This is a genomic window from Acidobacteriota bacterium (assembly GCA_030697165.1).
GTDB lineage: Bacteria > Acidobacteriota > Vicinamibacteria > Vicinamibacterales > UBA2999 > 12-FULL-67-14b.
The window spans coordinates 282,739-306,459 of record JAUYQQ010000009.1 but is presented as its reverse complement, the minus strand read 5'-3'; the positions used below and the strand labels follow the sequence as shown (position 1 = coordinate 306,459).

Genomic DNA, 23,721 nt, shown 5'->3' with positions numbered 1-23,721 from the left:
AAATCACCAAATCACCAGGTGCCAGAACGCAAAATCCGCTCAGCCCTTTCGCACCTTAGTCGTGCCTTTGCCCGCTTTTTCGGCCTCGAGCCGTTCGTCGGGACGCATCGGGACAATCATCTTGAATTTCTTCATGTCCGACGCTTCGGGCGGGGCGCCCTCGACGCCGTGCAGCGTGAGCGTGGCGGTCGCATCGAACGGCGCGACCGGCTGCTTGCGGGCCGTGAGCACCGCGCGCAGGCGCGCGGCGTACTCGTAGTTGAATGCGGCCTCGGCGTTGTCGGGCTGCTCCCGGAGGATCTCGGCGTAGCTCTTCACCACGTTGTCGAGCCGCCCGACCACGGTCTGCCAGGTGCCGCCCTCCTGGCGCAACTTGCGATAGGCCGCGTTGGCCGCCATCAACTTGGCGTCCACATTGGTCGCCACGGCGTCGTAGTCCCCCTGCCAGTACGCCGCCGAGGTGTCGAGCGCGTTGGCGGAGGCGGTCAGACGGTCGCTGCCGGGCAGCAGGCGGGCAATCCGGCCGGGGCCCTGTGCCAGGTCGGCCGCCTCCTGGTAGCGCAGCGTCACCAGGTCACGCTCGGCCGCGGCCAGGCGCTGCTCCGATTCCGCCGTGCGCCACAGGATGGCGCCCGCGGCGACGAGGACGATGACGATCAGGGCCTGACCGAACCATGAAGACGATCTCATTGCTTTGCTCCCTACTCTAGGCGGGTCTCAAGACCCGCCTCTACGTTCTGACTCCCGACTGCCGACTCCCGACTCCCGTCAAGCTACGGAAACGTCTGAAACGCCGGAATCGTGAACCGCAACAGCAGCGCCGCGCACCAGAAGGCGAGCGCGGTCAGCGCAAACGGCGCGTAGCGCGGCCGCTCGGTGCTGTACTGCTTCATCTCGATGGTGCCGGCCGACGCGCGATCGATCGCCTGGATGGCCTGGATAATCGTCGCCTCGTCGCCGCCGGAGAAGAACTGCCCGCCGGTCCGCTTGACCGCGCCAATCCAGAGTTCGTCGGCGACGCTCCGCTTGTTCTGGATGTTGCCGCCGATCTTGATCAGGTACACCGGGATCTTCGCCCGGGTCGCTTCGCCCAGCACGTCGTCCACGGTCTTGCCGTTCTCCAGTACGTCGGCGTCGGCGCCGTCGGTGAAGATCACCATCAGGTTGCCGGAGGCGTCGAGGAAATCGAAGGCGTTGAACAGCCCCACGCTTTGCTCGACCGCCCGCGCCACGACCGTGCCCTGATCGGGGAACGCCATGAACTCGTTCCAGTCGCCGATTAGCGCCGTGCTCAACAGGATGTTCTCGTAGTCGGTCGTGAACGGCGTAATGACATACGCATCGTCGCCGAACTCGACCAGCGCCATGAGGTCGCGGTACTTGCCGGCCATGCGGCGCTCGATGAAGTAGCGGGCCGCGCCGACGGTGGTGAAGAATGCGGCGTTATTGGGCGCGCCCTTGGCCAGCGTGGTGGACGGCAGCGCCGACAGCATGCTGGACGACGCGTCGATCAGCAGGCTGATGCGGCGGCCCGGGTAGGTGGTTTCCGAACGGGTGAGCGTCGTGCGCGGATCGGCGAGCGCCAGGATGAAGAAGGGCAGGCCGGCCAGCGCCAGGATCAGTGCCCCGTGCCGCGACAGTGACGCGCGCGACCAGCCCGGGCTGGTGACAATCGCCGGCAGCGCCATGCGGCTCTTGCCGGGATTGCGGCTGCCAAACGACCGGATCACCATGAACACCGCGGCGAGGCCAATCATGGCCAGCACCACTTGGCGCGCCGTCGAGCTCTCTGAGAAGATCAGCCGCTCGAGATACAGGTCTCCCCACTCGGCCCATGTAGCCTGAACGAGTTGGGAGATGTCTCGAAAGACTTGCATTCTCTGGTGCCTAAAGTGCCTAAGGTGCCTGGGGTGCCTAAGGGTGCTGCTACGCCCAGACCTTCTTACGCATGTCGACCAGCGAGCGGACGAAGTTGCCCGACCATTCTGAGATCAGCGAGTGTGCCGACTGCTGCTGCTTCGTGATGCGAATCGCCGTGCTGACCGCGTCGTCCATGTCGACCTTCTGGCCATCGCGGCCGTAGCGCGCGATCGTCATTGTCTTGAGCGCGTCAACCAGCGACGAGTCGGTTGCCGATTCCGCGGTTACCGAACCTGACACGTACATCGGCGTGCGGCCCATGCCGCGACCGACCAGGAGCGCGCCGTCGACGAGCGGGTCATTGGCTAGCACGGGGCGCTGGCCCACGGCGCGTCCCGAGGCGTAGCTGCCGGAAATGCGCGCCGCCGACAGCGCGCGGCCGGCCAGCTCTGGCGTCCAGCCGCCGCGGCCCGCCCGCTGCACCTCGCCCAGTTCGCCAGCGACGTGGCGCAGAATCGCCCGCGGCGCCAGGTGCGCGCGGGTCGCGGTGGTGGTCTTGGTCTTGCTACGCAGCATGCCAATCAGGATCACCGCCAGCATGACGCCGGCCAGCGCGAACAGCACCGTGGCGGCGGTCTGGAACAGGTCGGCGCGCGAGCTGCGGGCCTCAATGTCCGAGAACGCCGCCGCCGGCGCCTCGCGGATGTCCGAGGTGTCGTCCGGCACCACCGAGATCAGCTTTACCGAGGCGCGCGGCAGGGCGTAGCTTTGTTCGCGCCCCATCACCGACTCGCCGCCGGTCACCTTGCTCTCGATGGTGTAGGTCACCTCGAGGGGCGGAATCGCGACGTCGGCGCCGAAAGCGTCTTCGGCGATCAGCCGCATGCGGTAGTCGTACTGAATGAAGCGCTTGCCGATCGTGACCAAATCGCCGGCGTGCGTACCACCCGTGACTTCAAACGGCGGCAGCTGCACGACGGTCGGGTCGAGCTTCGACAGGTCGGGCACCACCCGGGCGGCCTCGGTCTCGACCACCGCGCAGGTCAGCCGCAGGTCGAAGAACTCGCCGGTGCGCACCGCGCTCGTGGAAGTCCGCCACCAGCACTTGATGGGTTCGACCTCGACGAGGTCGGTACCGGTTTGGGCAAACGCCGGGACCGAAACCAGGAGCAACAGGGCCGCGCGAAGAATGTGTTTGTTCATGTCGTCTCTGAGCTCCGGCTAAAGCCGGAGGCTACATCTCACTTGTGACTTCTCACTTGCTACTTCCGGCGGCGCAGCCGCCGCTCAGCTACCCATTCAATCAGTGCCACGTCGAACTTCACCTGGTCGGCGCCGAGGCGAATGACATCGAGGTCCAGGGCCTTGGCCTGGCGGGTGATGTCGTCCTGCCACAGCTTGATCCGCTCGCTCTGCCGGCCGAGCTCGCGGCGCGACATCATGCGAGTATTGCCCGTTTCGACGTCGTAGACTTCGACCCAGCCGGCCGAGACGCGCGGCAGCTCAAAGGCGAACGATGCGTCAACCATCATGATGAACACGTCGTGGACGTTGTCCACCTGCGACAATTCCGTCAAGAACGCCGGCGCGTCGTCGAACAGAAAGTCGGAGATCACCGGCATCATCGAGGTCTTGCGCGAGAAGCCGGTGAGGGTCGCGCTGAGGCTTCCCGAGTTCTTCAGGTCCTGCAGGCCGTGGCCATCCTGGTAGGCCTCGAGGCAGTGAATCACCTGGCCTTTGCCAATTCGCGGGCGCACGGCGCCCAGGGTGTGAAGGCCCTCGTCGAACGTCACCAACCCGATCGAGTCCTGGAAGAACACCGCCGACATGCCGATGGTGGCGATCGAGCGCGCAATCAGCGTGGCGATCTGCAGGCCGCGGCGATCGCCTTTGGCGGACGGGTCGGCGCCGCAGCGGGTCGAGGCCGAGCGGTCGGCGACGAGGATCACCCCCGAGGTGGTGGGCTGCTCAAACTCGCGGACGATCAGCGGGCTGAAGTTGGTGAGCGACGACTGCGCCCAGTCGATCGCCTCGAAGCGATCGCCCGCCTGCCAGTCGCGCAGCCCGACGAAGTCGAACCCCGTGCCATGGAACATGCTGGAGTGTTCGCCGATCGTGAACTCGCGCATCCGCTTGAGGATGAGCAGCTCGACCTCGGTAATCTCCGACAGGTTGATGAGCGGCTCGACCTCCTGTTCGCGAGTCCTCACAGGGCCTTTCCTGGGGGACGAGTGAACAACCCTGAGCGAGGGTGCGGCCGGCGAAGCCGGTCGCATACGAGTCGAAGGGTGCTCATGGGATCGGCGTCTTCTCGATCACATCCTTGATCACCGCATCGGTGGTCAAGCCATGGCTCGCGGCGTGCGGGCCCAGCCAGAGCCGATGCCCCAGCACGTACGTCGCCAGGTCCTGGATGTCTTCCGGGTAGACCTCGTCGCGACGCCGGACGAGCAGCGCCCACACCTTGGCGAGGCGGCCCCACACGATGATCGCGCGCGGCGAGGCGCCGAGGTCGACGCCGCTTTCGACCAGCTCCGACGGCGAGTGCTTCAGCCAGTCGGTGTCGGCGTTATAGGGACGGGTGTTGGCGACCAGCCGCTGGATGTAGTCGCCGAGCCGTTCGTGCAGGTAGACGTGCTCGGTGATCGCGGCGCGCAGCTCGATGATGCGTTCCTTGCGCATCAGCGGGTTGAGGCGCACCTGCTTGAAGTCGAAGTGCACCAGCTTGCGCTCTTCCTCGGGCGGCAGGTAGCCGATGTTCACCATGATCGCGAAGCGATCGGTGGCGGCTTCCGACAGCGGGAAGGTGCCCTGGCCAAGCTCCACCGGGTTCATGGTGGCAATGGCGAAGTTGAACGCCGGCAGCTCGTACGTCGTCTTACCCACCGTGACGGTGCGGTCCTGGAGGCCTTCGAGGAAGGCGCTTTGCGACTTCAGCGGGATGCGGTTGATTTCATCCAGCAGGATGACCTCGGCCTCGGCCAGCGGGCCCATTTCGGTGGTCAGCTCGCCGGTGGCCGGATTGATCATCTGGAAGCCGACCACTTCGGTCGGCTGCAGGTCGGCGCGGCCCTGGATGCGGGCGAACTTGGCATTGCTGATCGCCGCCAGGATGACGCCGAAGAACGTCTTGCCGACGCCCGGCACGCCTCGCAAGAGCAGGTTGCCCGAGTTGACCTGGCGCTGCTCCTTCTTGTCGTAGGTCGTCGGAATCTCCGACAACAAGACGAGGTTGGCCAGGATCTTGGGCTGCTGGTAACCGACGAGGGCCTTGCCGCCTTCCGCAAGGATGGCCTCGTGGAAGGTAATCGCGTCTTGGAGATCAGGATGCACAGGTCCGCCTTGAAGAGTCCGCCTTGGAAAAGGCCAATCGTATCCGAAGCATGACGAACGGCGCTAGGATTCCCTGCCAGATGGGTGGGGTGTAGTCGGGGACGGCCCGAAGGGATACAATCGGAGACCTCGGAATCGACCCTGGGACTCACTTGAAGGAGAGTACGAGATGGCGGTTGGAACGAAAGCTGGCTGGAGCCTGACCCTTGGCACCCTGCTCTTCGGAGCGGCGATCGCAGGCGTCGTGACGCCTCTTGCCGTGAGGGCCGAGCAGGCGGCGCCGGCACCCGAGGTGACCTTCACCAAGGACATCGCGCCCATCCTGCAGCGCAGCTGTCAGAACTGCCACCGGCCCGGCCAGGTGGCGCCCATGTCGCTCATCACCTACGAGGAAGCGCGGCCCTGGGCCCGGTCGATGAAGCAGCGCACCGGCTTGCGCGACAAGGCCGGCGTGATGCCGCCGTGGTACATCGAGAAGAACATCGGCATTCAGCACTACAAGCACGACCCTTCACTGAGCGATGAGGAAATTGCCAAGGTCGCCAAGTGGGCCGACACCGGCGCCCCGCGGGGCAACCCGGCCGACATGCCGCCGCCCATCTCGTTCCCCGACGGCGCCTCGTGGCACGCCGGCGAACCCGACCTGATTGTCGAGAGCCCCGAAATCACCGTCAAGGCCAACACGCCCGACTGGTGGGGTGAGTTCGAGCCGACCAAGATCCCGCTGACCGAAGACCGTTACGTCGCGTCGGTGGAAATCCGCGAGGTCAACGACTTTGCCAAAGACGCGTCGGGCCGCGATACCGTAGGCCAGCGTTACGTGTGGCACCACCTGATTTGGGCGACCGCCGAACTCACCGGCGACGGCGATCCGATTGATGCGTCGATCGGCGAGGGCGCGGTCGGCTGGCCGGTCCACGAGGTCGGCCGCAACGCCGACGTGTTCGAGCCCAACGCCGGCCGCCTGCTGAAGGCCAACTCCAGCATCATTTACCAGTCCGCCCACCTGCACGCCGGCGGCGCCGACGTGAAGTCGAAGCTGCTGTTCGGCTTCAAGTTCCACCCCAAGGGCTACAAGCCGGCGCGCCGCAGCACGTTGCGCAGCCTCGGCAACGGCCTCGACATCGACATCAAGCCGAACGAAGCCAACCAGCAACTCCACGCCTACATGGTGCTGCAGCAGCCGACCAAGATCGCGACCTTCGAACCGCACCTGCACGCGCCCGGCCAGCGCATGTGCCTCGAAGCCATCTGGGGCATCAACATCCAGACGCTGACCTGCGCCGGCTACGACCACAACTGGGTCCGCCAGTACGAATACGACGATGACCACGCGCCGCTGCTGCCGCGCGGCACCATCCTGCACATCATCGGCTACATGGACAACACGCCGAACAACAAGAACATCCCCGACCCCCGCAACTGGCAGGGCTCGGGCAACCGCTCGATCGCGAACATGTTCATCGACCTCGGCCAGTCGGTGCCGCTGACCGACGAGCAGTTCCAGGAAGAAATGGCCGAACGGCGCCGCAAGCTCGGCCCCAACCGGCCGGACGTGATCATCGGCTGTCCGCTGTGCAACGTGATTCCGCCGCCGGCCAAGCCGACGGCGCAGCAGTAGTAGGGATCTCCAATGATTCGCTCACGAAGCGCGCGCCTCCTTCTTGGCGCCGCCACGATTGTCCTCGCTTGTCAGACCGCCAGTTCCCAGAGCCTCTCGTACTCGAGCGGGCAGACCGTGTCGCCCGCCTTCGAAGGCTGGGAGAAGAACGACGACGGCTCGTTCAGCATGATGTTTGGTTACATGAACCGGAACTGGGAAGAGGAAGTGAACGTGCCGGTGGGCCCGGAGAACGGCTTCTCGCCCGGCGTCCCTGACCAGGGCCAGCCCACGCGTTTCCTGCCGCGGCGTAACCGCTTTGTCTTCAAGGTGCGCGTGCCGGCCGACTGGGGTAAGAAAGAACTGATCTGGACGCTGACCACCAAGGGCAAGACCGAGCGCGCGTACGGCACCCTGCGCGAGGACTCGCTGGTCGATAACCTGGTCCAGGCCTCGGAGCAGGGCGCGATCGGCGCCGGCATCAGCAGCCCCGAGATTCGCGCCAACCAGCCGCCCACCCTGTCGATGGACGGCGGCGATCGCCGCGCCCAGGTCGGCCAGCCCCTCACGCTCGTCGCCATTGCCCAGGATGACGGCGTGCCCGCGCCGCGTTTCGGCCCCGACTCGCGCGAGGCACGCCTGATCGCCCAGGCCCGCGCCCGCGCCACTAACGGCACGCCGCCGGCGCCAACGCCGCGCGGCACCGTCGCCTTTGACCCGGCGACGCAGCGCCCGCCGACCGCCATCACCGTCGGCAGCCAGACCGGACTGCGACACTCGTGCTTCGTGTATCGTGGCGCGGGTCGAGTGACATTCACGCCGCGACAGGCCAAGGTGTGGGAAGACACGCGCGCCGGTGCCAACTCGCCGTGGGCGCCGCGCTGGATGGCGCCGGCCATTCCGCCCGATGGCAAGTACACCGTGTCGGTGACCTTCGAGGACCCCGGCACCTACACGATTCGTTGCCTGGCGTCAGACGGCGCGCTCAACACGCCCAAGGACGTCGTCGTCACCGTCTCTAAGTAGAATCCGGCTTTAGCCGGATAGACATGAATGCGGAGGGGTCTGACCCCTCCGCATCATTGCGTCCGGCAACTGCTGTTGCCGGCTCCTCGCTCGAGCTCGCACTTCACGAACGTCAGGCGCGCCCGCGCAAAGCTCAGCATCACACCGGCCGACCCCTCGTAGGTGGCGTTCGACCAGGGCTTCGCAGGGTCTTCCCTCATGGCCGCGTCGATGCGCTGCACTTGTCTGATGATTTCGGTGTCGAGCCATCCGTCGGCCTCGGCGAGCTCGACGGCGCGCGTCACCTCGCTCAGGTAAAGGGCCTGGTACTCGGGCACCGCCATCAGCTTGTCGATCAGCGTGTTGCCCGCCCACGCCAGATCGAGCGAGAACTCCGCGCCCCAGAACGTGTGATCGGAGTCCCACGAAATCAGCGCATGCACGTTCTGGTCTTCGAGACGATAGAGATAGAAATTGTTGATGCCGTAGGCGCCCACAAACCCGTCGGTTTCGGCGAGAAAGCTCTGGCCGGCGACAAACCGGATGAAGGCCGGAATGTCGAGCAACCCGCCAATCGCATCCGTGATTCGGTCCGGCGGCGTCTCGTTGGTCAGCCGCACCAGGGTTTCGATGGCGCGGTACTTGTCCTCATCACTCTTGGTCTCGTTGGTTTTTGCATCGAACAGCAACTTGTAGGGTTCAAGGCTGCTGCCGGGATAGCTGAACCGCCAGTCCTCCTGGTACTTGAACTCGAACAAGTAGCCGTCGTTCTGCACGTTGCCGTCGATCGAGCCGTAGATCCGCGCCAGCATGTCCTTGTCGACCGACTCGACGATCGCGTAGACGCCGACGTACTGGTTGTTGACGTAAAGGCGCGTGTGAATCTCGCGCGACACCGGAACTCCGAGCCGCGCGTAGAAGGCGGCGGCGACCGTCTCGTGAATGCCCGATGGGTCCTGCGTCAGGTTGTCGAGGATGAACGACTTCAGGCCCAGGAACGTCTGGCCACTCGCGTAGCGGTCGAAGTCGACGCGCAGCCCCGGCTTGGTGCCGCTGCGAGAGCCGCGGCCGCGCGAGCGGATGCCGGCGTTGCGCACGGTCTGGCCGTTCCACGCGAGGTCGGCCGGGTAATACGTGTTGGTGCTGAAGTCGGCCTTGAGCTTGGCCCAGTCGGCCGAATGCAGCAACAGATCGACCCGCTGGATGGTTTCGCTGGCAAAAAGCTCGTCGGCGGATTGAGCCTGTGCCGGCGAGACCGCCAGAATCGCGAGGACGACGAGTGTTGCGATGTGTTTACACACGGGACACAATGTGTAAGACGGACGGAGGGCGGGGTTTTCCCCGTCTGAGGTCAAACATCACGATGAGGCCCTCCACGCCCCGGACCTTCGGGCTCACCCTTTTCCTGGGGTGCGCCATCGCTATTGGTGCGTGTGGCGGATCGGCCGGCACACCCGCTTCGCCCACGGCGGTCACGCCGGTGGCCGGCGCTCCCAACACCCCGATCGAGGTTCCCGTCAACGAGTCACCGGCCGTCCCGACCACGCCGACTGTGCCCGCGACGCCTGTCACCAATTGGGTCAACGTCGTCGGCGATACCGGCTGGTGCGGCGCGCCCGCCATGCCCCTGTTGTCGCGGCTGATGGCCACGCTCGGCGGCGACATTTTCCTGGCCGGGGACCTCGCCTATCCCGATGGCACGCTAAACGAGTTCCAGCGCTGCTTCGATCCTGACTTCGGCCGCTTCCGCTCGCGCTTCTGGGCGGCGCCCGGTAATCACGACTACCAGACCGCGGGCGCGGATGGCTACTTCACGTATTTCGCCGATCGCGCCGGCCCGGTTCGCCGCGGCTATTACTCAGTGCGCTCGTCGACGTGGCGGGTGTTGATGCTCAATTCGCAGATCCCGGTTGGTCGCAACTCGCCGCAGCTCGAATGGGTTCGCGCGGAACTGGTGGCCAACCCGGCGCGGTGCACCATGGCGGTGATGCACTATCCCTTCGACAGTTCAGGACCGAACGGCCCGAATCCGCAATTGCGCGACCTCTGGAGTGTGATGCACGAGCAGGGCGTCGACGTCGTGGTGGCGGGCCACGATCACCTGTACGAACGGCACGCGCCGCAGGACGCCAGTGGCCGATCCGATCCGGCCCGCGGCATCCGGCTGTTCATTGCCGGCACCGGCGGCGCCCCGGAGTACGCGCGCGCGCGGGCGGCGCAGCATTCAGAGCGGCTGATCTCATCGCACGGCCTGCTGCGGCTCAAGCTGGAGCCGGCACTCTACGAGTGGGAGTTCATGGACCCGAGGGGCAGCGTGCTCGATCGCGGCCTCAACGTCTGTCACTAGCCCGCGCGAGGGCGATGATCACGCCACCGACCCCCCACCGGCCGATCATGGTCGCCGAGGTCTTACGGCACCTCGGACCGGCCCCCGGCGAGGTGGCGGTCGACTGCACGCTCGGCGGCGGGGGACACGCGCTGGCGATCCTGGGACGAGTGCAGCCGGCCGGCCGGCTGATTGGCATCGACGTCGACCCAATTGAGCTGCCACGTGCCGAGGCTCGCATTCGAGCGGCCGGGTACGGCGTCGACGCGTTCGTCGCCCACCACGCCAACTTTTCGGAACTGCCGGCGGTGCTCGCAACGCACGGCGTCGCCGCCGCGAACGTGATCCTGTTGGACCTTGGCGTGTCGTCCATGCAGCACGACAGCGGCGAGCGAGGCTTCAGTTTCAGGAGTGTCGGGCCGCTCGACATGCGAATGGATCCATCTCGCGGCGAGACGGCCGCGCAGTTGATCGCGCGATTGAACGAAGGCGACCTCGCGGCCCTGCTCGCGACCAATGCCGACGAGCCGCAGGCGCCTGTGATCGCCGGCATCCTGAAACAAGAACTCCCCGCCACCACGCATGCCCTCACGCGCCTGGTTCGGCTGGGGCTCCACGACGCGCTGCCGGACCTGTCGAAGGCCGAGGTCAAAATGTCGGTCCGCCGGACCCTGCAGGCGCTGCGCATTGCCGTGAACGACGAGTTCGCGGCGCTCGACGCGCTGCTGGCGACGCTGCCGCAGTGCCTGGCCCCCGGCGGCCGGGTCGCGATCCTCACCTTCCACTCCGGCGAAGATCGCCGCGTCAAGAAGGCCTTCCAGGCCGGTCACCGCTCGGGGGTCTACGCCGGGATCGCCGGCGAGGTCGTGCGTTCGACAAAGGAGGAAACCTTCGCCAATCGCCGGGCTTCGTCGGCGAAGTTGCGCTGGGCCGTGCGTGCACCCGCTATAATCCCGCCATGAAGACCGACCGCCGCTCTTTTCTTCGCCTGTCAGGCGCCGCCGGCGCTGCCGCCGTGACGCTTGGCTCCAACAGCATCGAATTGGTGGCACAGGCGTCTCGCGCGCTTGGCAACCGGACGCCCGACGATGTGGCCGCGGATGAAGGGTATTGGCGCGACATCCAGAACGCGTTCACCCTGGACCGCTCGCTGATCAACCTGAACAACGGCAACAGCTGCCCGAGCCCGACCGTCGTGCACGAGGCCTACAAGCGGTACCTCGATTACTCGAACCAGGCGCCGGTCTATCACCGTGGGCTGATCGAGCGGAACATCGAGGTGGTGCGCCGCCGGCTGGCCGCGGAGTTCGGCTGCGATCCTGAAGAGATGGCGATCACGCGCAACTCCAGCGAGTCGCTGCAGATCGCGCAGAACGGCCTGGACCTGATGCCGGGCGACGAGGTCCTCACTACCGAACAGGACTACGGCCGCATGCTGACGACATGGGACCAGCGGGCGCGGCGCGAGAAGATCACGATCAAGAAGGTGAATTTCCCGGTGCCGACCACGGGGGAGAGCCTGTACGCGATGCTCGAGGGCGCGATCACGCCGCGCACCAGGGTGCTGCACTTCTGCCACATCACCAACCTGACCGGCCAGATCTTCCCGGTGCAGAACATCGCGCGCATGGCGCGCGCCCGCGGCATCATCACCATCGTCGACGGCGCCCACGCGGTGGCGCACTTCCCGTTCAAGCTGCGCGACCTCGAGATGGACTACTACGGCACCAGCCTGCACAAGTGGCTGCTGGCGCCGACCGGCACCGGCTTCCTCTACGTCCGCCGGGATCGCATTGCGAAGACCTGGCCGCTGCAGGCTGCGCCCGAGCGCAACGAGAACGACATCCGCAAGTTCGAGGAGATCGGCACCTCGCCGGCGGCGACCAAGGCGGCCATCAACGAGGCGCTGGCGTTCCACCAGGCGATCGGCACCGAACGGGTCGGCGCGCGCCTCCGCTACCTGACCTTGCGCTGGGCGAACAAGCTCAAGACCAACCCTCGCATCATCATGCACACCGACCTCGACCAGGTGTACGGAGTGGCCTGCGTCGGCGTGAAGGACGTGCCCGCCGCGAAGATCTACGACTTCCTGTGGGGCAAGTACCGCATCATCACCGCGGCGATCTCCCGGCCCGAGTACAACGGCGTGCGCGTGACGCCGAACATCTACACCCCGCTCGAGGAGATCGACACCTTTACCGCGGCGATGGAAGACCTGCTGAAGAACGGCGTGCCGTCGGCGTGACACCCGCGCAACGGCAGGCGGTCGAGGAGTTCCGGCGGCTGCGGGGGACCGACCTGTTCGGTCCGTTCGTGACCCTGCTCGGAAGTCCCGAGCTGCTGACCCGGGCCAGCGCCATGGGCGAGTACTTGCGCTACCGCAGCGCCCTGCCGCCGCGCCTCAGCGAGTTGGTCATCCTGATCACGGCCGCCCACTGGCAGCAACAATACGAATGGGACCTGCACGCGCCGATCGCGCTCGAGGCGGGCGTGCCGCAAGGCGTGCTCGACGCCCTGGCGCTCGGCAGGCGGCCGGAAGGCCTCGCCGAGGACGAGACCGCCCTTTATGACCTCTGCCGAGCCATTCACGACCGTACCAAGCCGCCCGCGGCGGTCCGCGTCCGCGCCGTCCAGGCCGTCAGCGAGCAGGGCGTGCTCGACGCCATCGGCATCTGCGGCTACTACGCCTTGCTGGCCATGGTGCTGAACAGCCAGGCCACCCCCGCGGGCGCGTAGCCGCCCGGCATTCCCTAGCGCCGATCGAAGTAGTCGACCAGTTTCTGCGCCAGCCGGCCGATCCGATCCTCGGCCTCGGCGTACGAGCCGGTCACGCTGTTCGCGAAGAACGCCACCACGACCGGCCCCGACCGCGCGTAGACAATGCCCACGTCGTTGGCGATCGTGCCGCCGTCGCCGGTCTTGTGCGCCACTGGGACGTCCAGGAAATGCGGGAGCCGGCGGGTCCCCAGCTGCTGCCGCCGCAAGGCGAGCAGCATGGCATCGCAGCTCTCGCGTGAAGCGGCGGTGCCGCGCTCGATGCTCTCGAGCAGTCGCGCCGTCTCCTGCGGTGTCATGCTGCCGAGCCAGAACTTGCGATCCGTGGACGTCCGCTCTTCGCGCTCCCGTGCCAGCCGCTGCCGATTCGCGGGGGCACGAACCGTCTCGACCCACTTGGCGCGCGGTCCCGTGAACAGGTCGCCGTAGCGGCCAAACAGCGGGTTGCGGTCCGAGGCGTACATCAAGCCCGAGGTCTCCTCCGCCGTCAGGCGCGCAAAGGCCGGGTCGAGCATCGCCAGCAGGTCGCGCCGGTAGTCGTGCGGGCGCCCGTAGGCAGCCAGCCGCGGGTAGCCGGTGTCGGCCAGCCATTTGGTGACCGCGGCCGGTCCGCCGATCTTCATCAACACGAGGTCGGTTGCCGTGTTGTCGCTCGTGATGATCATCTGGGTGATGGCGTCGCGCAGCGTCGGCTGCAGACCGGCGTCCTGGTACTGGAACACGCCGGTGCCATGGCGCAGGTGCGCCCGGGTCAGCGTCACGCGTTGGTCGAGATCGAGCTGCTTGCGATCGGCCATCTGGTAGGCCCGCACCATGAAGGTCACCTTGATCACGCTGGCGGTGGAGAAGTCCTGATCCGCGCGGACCCCCGCCGCCTCGCCCGTCGCCAGGTGCTTGACGTAGACCCCGGTGGTCGCCGGGATCCCCGCCAGTTCCGTCTCGAGCAGTGACTGGAGGTTGCCTGGTTGAGCCGCCAGCTGGCCGGAGACCAGTGCCAGTGTGAAAAGCAGCAGGGAGAGTGATCGCATCCGGCGACAGTAGTCGCTGCGCCACGCGGCGTCAAAGGCTGTGATCGCGGAACGGGTCCGTGTGCAGTCATGTGCAGCAGCTAATGGGGGGCGACGCACAGTTCGATAAGTGAAATGCCGTGATAGAACGCGAACGACCTGCCGGGACCAGCCCTGACTCGCGCCAGGTCCCAACCGCGCCGGCGCCGCGCCGGCCGGTCAGGTTGATCGTTCAGGTACCCTGCTACAACGAGGAAGGCACCCTCCCGGCGGTCATCCGCGGCATTCCCCGCCATATCGACGGCGTGGATCGCGTCGAGATTCTCGTCATCGATGACGGTTCGAGCGACAACACCGTCGGGGTCGCGCAGCAACTCGGCGTCGACCACATCGTCAGGCACACGAACAACAAGGGGCTGGCGCGGGCGTTCCGCACCGGCATCGATGCCTGCCTGTCGCTCGGCGCAGACATCATTGTCAACACCGACGGCGACAATCAGTACGACGCCCAGGACATCGCCCGCCTCATTCGACCGATCCTGGATGGCACGGCGGACATCGTGGTCGGCGATCGGCGGACCCAGGATGTCGGCCACTTCTCACCACTCAAGCGCCGGCTCCAGCACCTGGGCAGCCAGGTCGTGCGGGCGCTGTCGGGCACCGACGTGCCCGACACCGTGAGCGGCTTCCGGGCCATCTCGGCCCATGCCGCACTGCACCTCAATATCGTGTCGCCGTTCAGCTACACGATCGAGATGCTGATCCAGGCGGGCCGCAAGAACCTGGCGATCACCTCGGTCCCGGTCCGCACGAATGCGCCGACGCGGCCCTCGCGGCTGTTCAAGGGAATACCGCATTTCATCGCGCGCTCCCTGGCCACGATGGTGCGCATGTACGCGATGTACAAGCCGCTCGCCACCTTCCTGTCGATCGGTGCGGTGCTGTTTGCGATTGGCGCGATCCCCATTCTTCGCTTCCTCTACTTCTGGCTGGATGGCAGTGGGCGAGGACACATTCAGTCGCTCGTGCTCGGCGGTGTGCTGGTGATCCTGGGCAGCGTGACGCTGCTCATTGGCCTGGTGGCGGACTTGATCAACTTCAACCGGCAGCTGATCGAGATCACGCTTCAGAAAGTGCGCGAACTCGAACGCGCGACGCGACTCGACGCGGAGCGCGGCGCGTCGGCGGATGACCGGTAACCACGCCACCCGGGCCCTGATCGTGGCCACCCTCGGACTGGTGCTGGGGGCCCACGCCTATCTGCTGCCGCACCAGAACGTGAACTGGGACGAGTTCTGGTTTCTCTCGTTTGTCCACGACCACGCGCGCGGCACGCTGTCGGCGACCCGTCAAAGCTTCCACGTGCACTTGTTCGGCTGGCTCACCGGCATTGCGGCGCACGAAGTCGACCAGGTCGTCGCCGCGCGCGCCGCCTACCTGATCCTTCTCGTCGGGACCTGCACCTGCGTCTACACCCTCGGGCGCCGGGTCGCCTCGGTCAACGGGGCGCTCTTCGCCGTCCTTTGCTACGCTGGTTACTCGAACGTCCTGGCCCACGGCACCTCGTTCAGAACCGACGGCTTGAGCGTATTCTTGCTCATGACCGCACTCGTCCTCGTGCAGAGCGAGGCTCGGCGGATGATGGCGGCCGGCGCCGCCGCCGTCCTCGTCGGCGTCGCTCTGCTCGTTACCATCAAGAGTGCGTTGTTCCTGCCGGTCTTCGCCCTCGTCCTGCTCACCCATCACTCGCGGGACTGGCGCGGCGCTGACGCCCGTCGCGAGGCGGCGCTCTTCGTGGGCGCGACGGTCGCAACCGCCGTAGGGCTGTACCTCTGGCACCAGTCAGGCGTCGTCAACGCCAGCGTATCGGCGGCGGTCACCTCTCTCCAATCGACCGCGGGCCGGGCGATTCGACCCGATGTCCTGTTCCCGAGGTACTGGGAGTTCCGGGAGACCGTCATCGCCAACCTGGTCCAGTGGACGGCGCTGACTTCCGCCGTGGTCCTGCTCGCTGTTCGGATCCTGACCCGACGACAAGTACCCGAGTCCATGGCTCTGCTCGTCCTGGTGGTGCCGCTGCTCTCGGTGGTCGTCTATCGGAACGCCTTTCCATACTTCTACGTCGTGGTCATGGCCCCGGCGCTCGTCCTGTGCGCCTGGACTTTCGACCAACTGGCACGTAGTCGGTGGATGAGTGGCTACCGCAGCGTCGCCGTCACGATCGCCGCAACGCTCGCACTCGCGGTGTCCGTGCGGTCCTTCGTTGCCACAGCCCCGCGGGACGACACCGCCGCACAGCGTGCGGTCGTTGGTGCGGTGCATGAGATCTTTCCCGAACCCGTTCCCTACATCGACCGCAATGGCATGATCGCGTCATTTCCCAGGGTCGGGTTCTTCATGAGCAGCTGGGGAATCGAGCGCTATCGGGAAGAGGGCCGGCCGGTGTTCGCCAGCCTGTTGCGGGCGCGCGGACCGAAGTTCCTGTTGGTGAACGTGCCTGCGCTCTCGGCTGCCCTGGCAGATCCCTCCCTGGTCGGTCGCGGGCGCACCGACGTGCTGCTCGGCGAGGACGCGGCCGTGCTTCGCGCGCACTTCGTGCCGTACTGGGGACCGATTCATGTCGCGGGTACCGCCATGCACCTTCAGCCTGGTAGCGAGGTTACGTGGGAGGTACTCATTGCGGGGCTTTATCAGCTCCATAGCCGCGCTCCCGTCGCCGTCGGCAACGCGCTTCACCAGCCTGGTGCGACGGTGGAACTCGGCGCCGGGGTGGTGTCGTTTCGATCAGAGGTCGCCCAGGACGTGATGCTCCGCACCAGCAGCGCACGTGGCGTTCCTCCATATCCGCCGCCAACCGGGCGGCTCTACCGGGGCTTCTGATGAGTGAGAAGGCGATGAAGGAACACGAGGAGTATTTGGCGTGGACCTATTTCAGCGAGGACGCCTATGACCAGCGGGAGTTCACCCGGCTTCGGTCGCTGCTGCACTCGACCAGGTTGTTCATTGATGTGGGAGCCTCGCACGGCGTTTACACATTCCATGTCAATCGGCTGATTCAGGACGCGGCCATCGTGGCCATCGAGGCCGATCCGAGCCGCTTCGCGCTCTTGAAGGACAACGTCCAGCAGTGGTCGGGCACGTCCACCAACGCGATCGCTTGCGTCCACGCCGCGGCCAGCGATGAGGCCGACCGCAGGCAAGCCGAATCAGCGTCGTTCTACGTCACCGGATCGCAGATCTCGGGGGGCCTGTTCGCCGTTCCCGAGAGGTCGGATGACTACCGGCCCACGGCAGTGCCGCTCGTCACGCTGGACGACTACTATCGGCCGGGCGTGCCGACCCTGGTCAAGATCGACGTCGAGGGCGCCGAGCTTCGGGTGCTCAAGGGCGCGACCAAGCACATCGAGTCTGGCCACACGACATTCCTGACCGAGATCGCGTGGTTCGGCGATCGTCAACGCAGAACGGGAACGCTCGACGTCCTGCTATTCGCGTTCAGGCGAGGCATGCGCGTCGAGCGGCACACGCGTTCCAACTACCTGCTGAGTTACGAGCCGAACGCGCTCAAGCGAGCGCTCTCCGCGCTGCAGTGCCTGCCTCCGCTCGTCGCCCGCTATGCGTGGAACCGGCTCGTTCCGCTGAGCGTTCGCAAGGCCAGGGAACGCCGCCTGACCGCGGAGCGCTTCGCAAGGTATCACGCGAAGCGTCAGGCGCGCCCGTAGCCGCCCGGTCAGCGCCCCGTCGCCGGCGCCTGAGCGCACACCACGAAACCGGTGCCGAGTTCGCTCGAGCCGAAGGGACGCTGCATGAACAGAAACGGGAGGGTCGCCAGCCAGATCACCGGCGCCAACCCGTCGTGCGGCTGCAGCCGTCGTCCACTGGCGGCGGTGCGTTGCTCGGCTGTCGTGGGCACCTTCGTCGCTCGCCGCGCTGCGATTGTGTTTCGTCCCCACTCGAGCCCGTACCCCAGTGGGAATCCGTAGATGACGACCTTTGACGCGGTCAGGCCAACCGACATCAGGAGGGCTTGCAGGCCGGCGCGGGTGTATCGGCGAAAATGGCCCACATCCCGGTCGGCGGCCCCGAAACGATGGGGATGCGCCGGGACACTGAGAATGAGGTGGCCACCCGGCCGCACCCAGCGCGCCCACGACGCCAACGTCGCCCGATCGTCTTCCTGGTGCTCGAGCACCTCGAAGGCGGCGACCACGTCGAAGGTCCGGTCAGGGCGCTCTGGAAGCACCGTGTTCCACACTGCACCGCGCGCGCCAGCGGCGAGCCGCGCTCGCGCAACGGCGAACGAAGCCTCGTCCGGTTCGTAGCCGACGTAGTCGTATCGCTCGGCCAGCAGCGTCGCCAGCGCCCCTTGGCCGCACCCGACCTCGAGAAACGAGCGGGCGGCGGGAATCTCGCCAAGCACCCGGAAGATCACATCGGACCGCAGTCGGGCGCTTGGGGAGAGCGGCGCCCTGACGCGCGCCGTTACCGTCGGTCCGCTCTCAGCCATGGTCTCAAGATGATGCGGGGTCGGAGGTATGCCGACCGAGGCGAACCGCGACAATCGCGAAGGCCAGGCCGCCAAAACCAAGCGTCAGTGCCACCAGCATCGCACGGTCCACCGCGGCCGCGAAGATTCCGGCTGCATAGTCGGCACCCAGCCACGCCGTCAGCACGCCGATGAGCCATTCGCGCAGGCCGAGATTGCCGGGCGTGATGTTGATGAAGGACAGAATCGCCGCCACCGGGCTCAGGAAGAAGTAGGTCCACCAGGCCGGGCGGTGCTGGATCACGTCGAACGCCACGCTGAGGCGGGCCGTGAGAATCCCGAACTGCAGCACGATGAGCGCCAGGTACCACGCCGTCATGCGCCGGTTCCGACGGACCAGGGCAATTGCGTCGACCAGATGCTTGGCGACTTGCCCGCCTCCGCCGCCGGTCGGCAGCACTCGATCGAGCGGCAGCAGGAAGGGCGCGATGCCGGTAGCGAGAATCGCCGCGAACAGCAGCACGATCTCGATGCGGAGCGCCTGCTGCGCCAGCGCCATCGCGAGGGCACCGGCCAGGCCGACGCCGCCCGCCGCCCAGAGCAACAGCAGGGCGCGAGTGCCAAGGATGCCGCCGTATTGCAGGTACCCCACGCCGTGCACCGACCGGATGTAGTGCATCCGAAGCACCGTCCCGGCGCGCAGGGGCAGGTAGTTACCGAAGCCCGCTGCCAGCGTCAACAGCCAGTTCTCCCAGAAGCCGACGCGCACGCCGAGCTCTCGCAGCGGCAAGAGCGTCTGCAGGGAATTCACGGTATAGGTCGCGACGATGCCAAGGGCGAGCAGGACCGCATGCCGGGTGGTGCCGGCGAATCGCTGCGAGAACACCTCGCGATGGTCCAGCACAAACCACACCACGTAGCCGGCCAGCGCGATGCCGAGCCCCCATTGGGCCAACATTCGAAGCTTCGCCGTCACCGGATCCCCGAACGGATGGTGCGATTCAGGTTGGCATAGGTCGCCAGCATCGCCACGGGATGCAGAACGGAACGCGCCAGGGAGATCCGCGAGCGGAACCACTCCTCCGGTCCCTTCATGGTCAGCATGCGCTCGACGTAGGCCGCATCGTAGGGAAACGGAAGGTCCTTCAACATGTCGAGGATGAGCGGGCGCAGCTCGCCCATGTACCAGTAGTCGACCGGTGCGTTCACCGGCGAGGCCTTGCGCTGATACACCATGTGTCGCGGCAGATGGTCCTTGCGCTCAATGGTACGAAAGAAGATGTACTTCCCGGTTGCTGCGGTGCCGGCATCACTGGCGTTGCGCAACAATGCTTCGGGCAACGCTCGCCCGAACGCGGTCATGCGGGGATGCTGATATGGCGACAGAAGCGTGACACCAGCGTCCCCGGCACTGCCCTCCAGCTTGATCTTGTTCAGGCCGACCGCGGCCTTCCCGTGATACGCAAGACGCAACGGAGACAGCCCCTCCAGGCCGTGCGCCAGCGTGCCGAGGATCCCTTCAGGCTCGTCGTCCTGAGGCGGCGGCGGCTCCGCGCGCAGCCGCCGCAGGGAATACTCGTCGAAGATGCGATTCGAGATGTGGCCTCGAGCGGGCTGTGCCCGGCTGAGAATATGAAGGTAGTTCCGGGAGAAGCGAGCCACGTGGCCGGCGTAGTCTTCGACCAGCGGAGTGGCGAGCAGGGTCTCCGCGGTGCGCGTGATGGCTCGCGGCACCGACGGGAGCCGCATGAACAGCCGCGCGCGCCGGTACACCGACGGATAGCCGAGAAAGATCTCGTCGCATCCATCCCCAGTAAGACAGCGGGTGAAGCCCCTGGCCCTGATCGCTCGGCAGACATGGGCGGTCTGGATCAGGTAGTGAGGAATGGCGGACACCTGATTGAAGACGGTGCTGTACCCCGTCAAACCCTGGCGGATAACGTCCGGCGTGATCGCCACCCAGTTGTGGCGAATGCCGAGCAACGCGGCCAGCTCGTCGCAGAATGCCTGGTTGTAGCGGTTGTCGTCGAAGTGAAACGTGAAGGTTTCCACCTCGCGACCCGCGCGTGCCAGGTAGGAAGCAATCAGCGCGGAGTCGACACCACCCAGGAGAACCGCGACCTTCTGGCCGGCCGGGGCCTGATCGAGGACCGAGGTCCGGAGGAGCTCGTCGAGCGCCCCGCACAGCGCGTCTTCGGATTGCAGACCGGCGGCCGCCGCGGCGTCCGCAAACCCCGCAACCTTCACCTCGTCTCGCGCGATGCGGCCACCCGAGACCCGCAGAATCGTGCCCGGCTTCAGGTATTTCACCCCGGCCAGCGGCGTGCGCTCCCACGGCAGGAACTCGAGCGACAGCAGGCAATCCTCGAGCGAGCGGTCCAACGGAATGCCGGCCGGGCTGCTTCGTGCGAGGCCAGCCAGCGATGAACAGAACGTGAGCGTTCCGTTTCGCTCGGCCACGAACAGCTTCCGTGCGCCGTAGGGGTCTGCGGCCAGCAGCACCTCGCCTTGGGCGTCATCCACCAGCACCACGACGTAGTGTCCGAGGAGGCCGTCCAGGAACCGGGGTCCCTTGCGCCGGTAGCGGTCAATCAGCCACTCCGACACGGCGACGGGATTGGTGAGGTCGGCCCTGGGCTCTCCCTCTGGGAGCGGATCGTGGAACACGCCCGAGTAGGCCAGGCACCCGTTCGCGAACGTCGTGAGAGTGCCAACTGGTCCGCCGTCTGACACCAGAGAAATTGCCGGGCCCGCCGTGGAGCCCCCGAACATCGAGCGCGCCGCAGGCAGCTGAATGTCCAGCCGATCGAGCCACGCGTGCAGTTGCTCGATGGTGGTACCGGTGGAGCCCGCCAGCAACATCATGACGGCCTCGCTCCCATCGCGACGCCGTCAGCGGGCCGCAGGGGCCGGCCCGTCGCGAAGTCCTCGAGAAGATCCGTGGTCAGGCCCGCAAGGGCTCGCAGCGGCTCGATGCGCTGCCGCAAGCCCTCGGACAGCTCCGCCCGCCGGTCGAGCGCCTCGTCCAGAGCCGCCGTCATGGCAACCACGTCAAGTTGGCGAATATCAAACGTGTAACGGTCGAGTCCCAGTTGCCGCAGGTAGCCCACCTGCTTGTGTTCATACACGATGAAGAGCCCTGGAATACCGTGGCTCGTCGCGAAAATTTGCGGGTGATAGCGGCTGGCGATACAGAAATCAGCCAGGCCGAACAACGCCCGCTGCTGGTCCGAGTCGAGAGCCGGGTCAACGATCTCCCAACTGATTCCCGTCGAAAGCCGGCTGCCCAGGTAGTGGTGGAACGCGACGTCGTTACTGGCCACGCCACAGAGTTGGGGGAACAGCAGGAAGTGACACGACGTTCGCGACGCGACGTGCTCGAGACACGCGAGCGCCGCCTGCTCGAACGCGGCCTGCCGGCCCAGGCGATCGGCGTCGCCGGGGAAACGATAGCGCTGCAAGGTGACGGCGACGATGAAGCGTTTGCGCAGGTGCGCACGGTCAGCGCCGAAGTACGTCTCGCGCGAGGCCGGCGGGACACGGTCCTGGATGGCTGCGTCGGTGGTGACGTGAATCGGCGCTGTCGGCCCCAGCAGCGTCTGCAGGTAGCCCTTCGACACCTCTTCGCGAACGACCAGCACGCCCATCCACCGGTAGGCGCGGCGCCTGAACCAGTTCATCGCACGGATCCGGAACGGGCCGCACGACGGCGCGTACTGGAAGACCGGGGTGGCATGAAGACGGGCCAGGTAGACATGGAACCAGTGCACCAGTTCATGGTCGACGTACGAATCGCCGAAGTAGGGGCCGCCCGGCGCCGTGATCACCACGTCCGCCGAACGGTAGGCTTCGACCATCGCCGCCGTCGCGTCCGAGAGGAGCACTGGCACTCGCATGCCGAAGGTGGCAAGCGCGGCGTAGATGGCCAGCCTGGCGGCGTCGGCCAGCGACAGGTATATCGATCGAAAGGTGACGGCCGGGGTCGTCATCGCCGCCGGCAGCTCGCGCACCTGGATCAGCACGGTGAACGACGATCCCGGGAAGCGCGCGTCGATCGCCCGAATCGTGGCGCGCATCGCGGCCTCGTCGCCGCGGTTGTCGCCGTGCTGGTTGATGATCAGCACCCGCTTGGCCGGCCCTGTCGTCATCCAGCCTGCCCAAACACCGGCTGAAGGGCCGCAGCCAGGGCGGAGTCGGACGCGCGTTGCTCGAAGGCTGCCTGACCCGCGTCCGCGATCGCCTGCAGCTCCGCTCGGTGCGCAGCCGCCCACCGGATGGCATCGGCCAGCGACGCCGGGTCGTTGGCGGCGCAGCAGATCAGGTCGCGGCCCGGGACGAACAGTTCCCGGATGGCCGCCGTATCGCTCGTAATGACCGGCCGTCCGATCGACAGCGCTTCGAAGACCTTGTTGGGGATGACGCGCTGCGCCTTGTCCGTGGGCCCGAAGATCCCGAGAATGACGTCCGCGCGGTGATACCAGTCGTCCAGGGCGGCCAGGGTGATCCACCCCACGAAGTGCACGTTCGGCAGGTCACCCTGCCGCGCCATGGCGACCACCTCGTCGAACTCCTGCCCGGTGCCAATCATCGTGACGTCGATCGGATCGTTCTTCAGCAACCGCGCCGCCGCGGCGATCACGCGCGCCCCCTGCAGGGGCACATAGGAGCCTGCGAACACGACCTGCAGCCGATCCGAGGGGGTCGTGGCGCTGCGGGCGGGACTGAGCCGCCGGGACCCGACCGGGACGATGACTGATGACGGCAGGGCGCCGAGGAGCGTCTGGAAGTACTCGCGGTGAGCCTGCGTATCGAAGATCAGCACGTCCGCATGGCGAACGAGGTACGAGTCAAGCCAGCGGGCGAGGCGGCCCAGGGTGGAATCCGGGGCCGCCAGCTGCTTGTCTCCACAGACCGTGTCGTACACCGAGACCATGGCATCGGCGACGAACCGTCCACGCCAGAAAGGCCTGAGGGCGACGGTCAGTGGCTGGGCGAGAAACCCGACCACCAGCGTGTCCCGGCGGCGGGTCGGGTGCAGGGCACGGACCAGGACGCTGATGATGACGCGGACCAGCCCCCAGGCGTACGCCACGCGCCGTTGCGCGCCGCGCCCGTCTCCAGCCGGCGCGATCACCTCGACCTCGGCATGGTGTTCGAGGGCGCGGACGAGCGTCTGGTTGCGAGCGTAGGTCCGTTCCCGGCTGGTCACGTAGAGCACGCGGCTACGACGCATCGAGTCCGTCACGCGGCCATCCCGGGTGGAGCGTCCAGCTGGTTCCGCACCTCTTCTCTTTCGGTTCGGCGTGTACCTGACATTAGCCGCGAATCA

Annotated in this window: 21 protein-coding genes; 9 read left to right on the top strand and 12 right to left on the bottom strand. The window is 66.5% G+C overall.

All coding sequences use genetic code 11. The features are described from left to right. Nucleotides 1-39: 39 nt before the first annotated feature. From Q8T13_09650 to Q8T13_09630, 5 genes are all read right to left on the bottom strand, one after another. Nucleotides 40-690, bottom strand: coding sequence for a hypothetical protein (locus tag Q8T13_09650; protein MDP3718013.1), 651 nt, complete (start codon nt 688-690; stop codon nt 40-42). 83 nt (nt 691-773) lie between these two features. Then, nucleotides 774-1,877, bottom strand: a complete 1,104-nt coding sequence (locus Q8T13_09645; GenBank protein MDP3718012.1) for a vWA domain-containing protein — start codon at nt 1,875-1,877, stop codon at nt 774-776. 49 nt (nt 1,878-1,926) lie between these two features. Next, nucleotides 1,927-3,063, bottom strand: coding sequence for a hypothetical protein (locus tag Q8T13_09640; GenBank protein MDP3718011.1), 1,137 nt, complete (start codon nt 3,061-3,063; stop codon nt 1,927-1,929). Nucleotides 3,064-3,122: 59 nt separating this feature from the next. After that, nucleotides 3,123-4,070 (bottom strand): DUF58 domain-containing protein, encoded by a 948-nt coding sequence (locus Q8T13_09635; GenBank protein MDP3718010.1) that lies wholly within the window; start codon nt 4,068-4,070, stop codon nt 3,123-3,125. An 82-nt stretch (nt 4,071-4,152) separates the two neighbouring features. Next, complete coding sequence (locus Q8T13_09630) at nt 4,153-5,193, bottom strand: MoxR family ATPase (GenBank protein ID MDP3718009.1); 1,041 nt, start codon at nt 5,191-5,193, stop codon at nt 4,153-4,155. A 169-nt stretch (nt 5,194-5,362) separates the two neighbouring features. Between Q8T13_09630 and Q8T13_09625 the strand changes: the two genes are divergently transcribed. Both Q8T13_09625 and Q8T13_09620 read left to right on the top strand, forming a co-directional pair. After that, the gene (locus Q8T13_09625) at nt 5,363-6,814 is read left to right on the top strand and encodes a cytochrome c (protein MDP3718008.1); all 1,452 of its coding nucleotides are present in this window, start codon (nt 5,363-5,365) and stop codon (nt 6,812-6,814) included. Nucleotides 6,815-6,826: 12 nt separating this feature from the next. Then, entirely contained in the window at nt 6,827-7,819 is a 993-nt protein-coding gene (locus Q8T13_09620; protein ID MDP3718007.1) for a hypothetical protein, read from the top strand. A 53-nt stretch (nt 7,820-7,872) separates the two neighbouring features. Here the strand turns inward: Q8T13_09620 and Q8T13_09615 are convergent, their stop codons facing one another. After that, nucleotides 7,873-9,099, bottom strand: coding sequence for a CotH kinase family protein (locus Q8T13_09615; protein ID MDP3718006.1), 1,227 nt, complete (start codon nt 9,097-9,099; stop codon nt 7,873-7,875). A 62-nt stretch (nt 9,100-9,161) separates the two neighbouring features. On the opposite strand from Q8T13_09615, the gene Q8T13_09610 reads away from it, so the two are divergent. Genes Q8T13_09610 through Q8T13_09595 form a run of 4 tightly spaced genes read left to right on the top strand, consistent with a single transcriptional unit; the run spans nt 9,162 to nt 12,860 of the window. Continuing rightward, nucleotides 9,162-10,145 carry a metallophosphoesterase gene (locus tag Q8T13_09610; protein ID MDP3718005.1) on the top strand — a complete coding sequence of 328 codons (984 nt, stop codon included), beginning with the start codon at nt 9,162-9,164 and terminating at the stop codon, nt 10,143-10,145. Between the two features lie 14 nt (nt 10,146-10,159). After that, entirely contained in the window at nt 10,160-11,086 is a 927-nt protein-coding gene (gene rsmH / locus Q8T13_09605; protein ID MDP3718004.1) for a 16S rRNA (cytosine(1402)-N(4))-methyltransferase RsmH, read from the top strand. Continuing rightward, on the top strand, nt 11,083-12,369 hold the full coding sequence (locus Q8T13_09600) for an aminotransferase class V-fold PLP-dependent enzyme (GenBank protein MDP3718003.1): 1,287 nt from the start codon (nt 11,083-11,085) through the stop codon (nt 12,367-12,369). The genes rsmH and Q8T13_09600 overlap by 4 nt, the downstream gene beginning before the upstream one ends. After that, the gene (locus Q8T13_09595) at nt 12,366-12,860 is read left to right on the top strand and encodes a carboxymuconolactone decarboxylase family protein (protein MDP3718002.1); all 495 of its coding nucleotides are present in this window, start codon (nt 12,366-12,368) and stop codon (nt 12,858-12,860) included. Before Q8T13_09600 ends, Q8T13_09595 begins: the two co-directional genes overlap by 4 nt. A gap of 14 nt (nt 12,861-12,874) precedes the next feature. Here Q8T13_09595 and Q8T13_09590 read toward each other — a convergent pair whose 3' ends face one another. Further along, entirely contained in the window at nt 12,875-13,927 is a 1,053-nt protein-coding gene (locus Q8T13_09590) for a serine hydrolase (GenBank protein MDP3718001.1), read from the bottom strand. 203 nt (nt 13,928-14,130) lie between these two features. Between Q8T13_09590 and Q8T13_09585 the strand changes: the two genes are divergently transcribed. Genes Q8T13_09585 through Q8T13_09575 form a run of 3 tightly spaced genes read left to right on the top strand, consistent with a single transcriptional unit; the run spans nt 14,131 to nt 17,628 of the window. After that, a complete protein-coding gene (locus Q8T13_09585; protein MDP3718000.1) occupies nt 14,131-15,105 on the top strand; it encodes a glycosyltransferase family 2 protein in 975 nt (324 codons plus the stop codon). After that, nucleotides 15,095-16,786, top strand: a complete 1,692-nt coding sequence (locus Q8T13_09580) for a glycosyltransferase family 39 protein (protein ID MDP3717999.1) — start codon at nt 15,095-15,097, stop codon at nt 16,784-16,786. The genes Q8T13_09585 and Q8T13_09580 overlap by 11 nt, the downstream gene beginning before the upstream one ends. Continuing rightward, nucleotides 16,786-17,628 carry an FkbM family methyltransferase gene (locus tag Q8T13_09575; GenBank protein MDP3717998.1) on the top strand — a complete coding sequence of 281 codons (843 nt, stop codon included), beginning with the start codon at nt 16,786-16,788 and terminating at the stop codon, nt 17,626-17,628. The genes Q8T13_09580 and Q8T13_09575 overlap by 1 nt, the downstream gene beginning before the upstream one ends. Before the next feature lie 8 nt (nt 17,629-17,636). On the opposite strand, the gene Q8T13_09570 is transcribed toward Q8T13_09575, so the two are convergent. From Q8T13_09570 to Q8T13_09550, 5 genes are read right to left on the bottom strand one after another with little or no spacing between them, the layout of a single operon-like run. Then, nucleotides 17,637-18,413, bottom strand: coding sequence for a class I SAM-dependent methyltransferase (locus tag Q8T13_09570; protein MDP3717997.1), 777 nt, complete (start codon nt 18,411-18,413; stop codon nt 17,637-17,639). A 4-nt stretch (nt 18,414-18,417) separates the two neighbouring features. Next, nucleotides 18,418-19,350, bottom strand: a complete 933-nt coding sequence (locus Q8T13_09565) for a hypothetical protein (GenBank protein ID MDP3717996.1) — start codon at nt 19,348-19,350, stop codon at nt 18,418-18,420. Between the two features lie 14 nt (nt 19,351-19,364). Continuing rightward, nucleotides 19,365-21,257, bottom strand: a complete 1,893-nt coding sequence (locus Q8T13_09560; GenBank protein MDP3717995.1) for an asparagine synthase-related protein — start codon at nt 21,255-21,257, stop codon at nt 19,365-19,367. After that, nucleotides 21,254-22,540 carry a polysaccharide pyruvyl transferase family protein gene (locus tag Q8T13_09555; GenBank protein ID MDP3717994.1) on the bottom strand — a complete coding sequence of 429 codons (1,287 nt, stop codon included), beginning with the start codon at nt 22,538-22,540 and terminating at the stop codon, nt 21,254-21,256. The genes Q8T13_09560 and Q8T13_09555 overlap by 4 nt, the downstream gene beginning before the upstream one ends. Beyond that, nucleotides 22,537-23,625: a glycosyltransferase gene (locus Q8T13_09550; protein ID MDP3717993.1), complete on the bottom strand. Its 1,089-nt coding sequence runs from the start codon at nt 23,623-23,625 to the stop codon at nt 22,537-22,539. Before Q8T13_09550 ends, Q8T13_09555 begins: the two co-directional genes overlap by 4 nt. Nucleotides 23,626-23,721 lie beyond the last annotated feature (96 nt).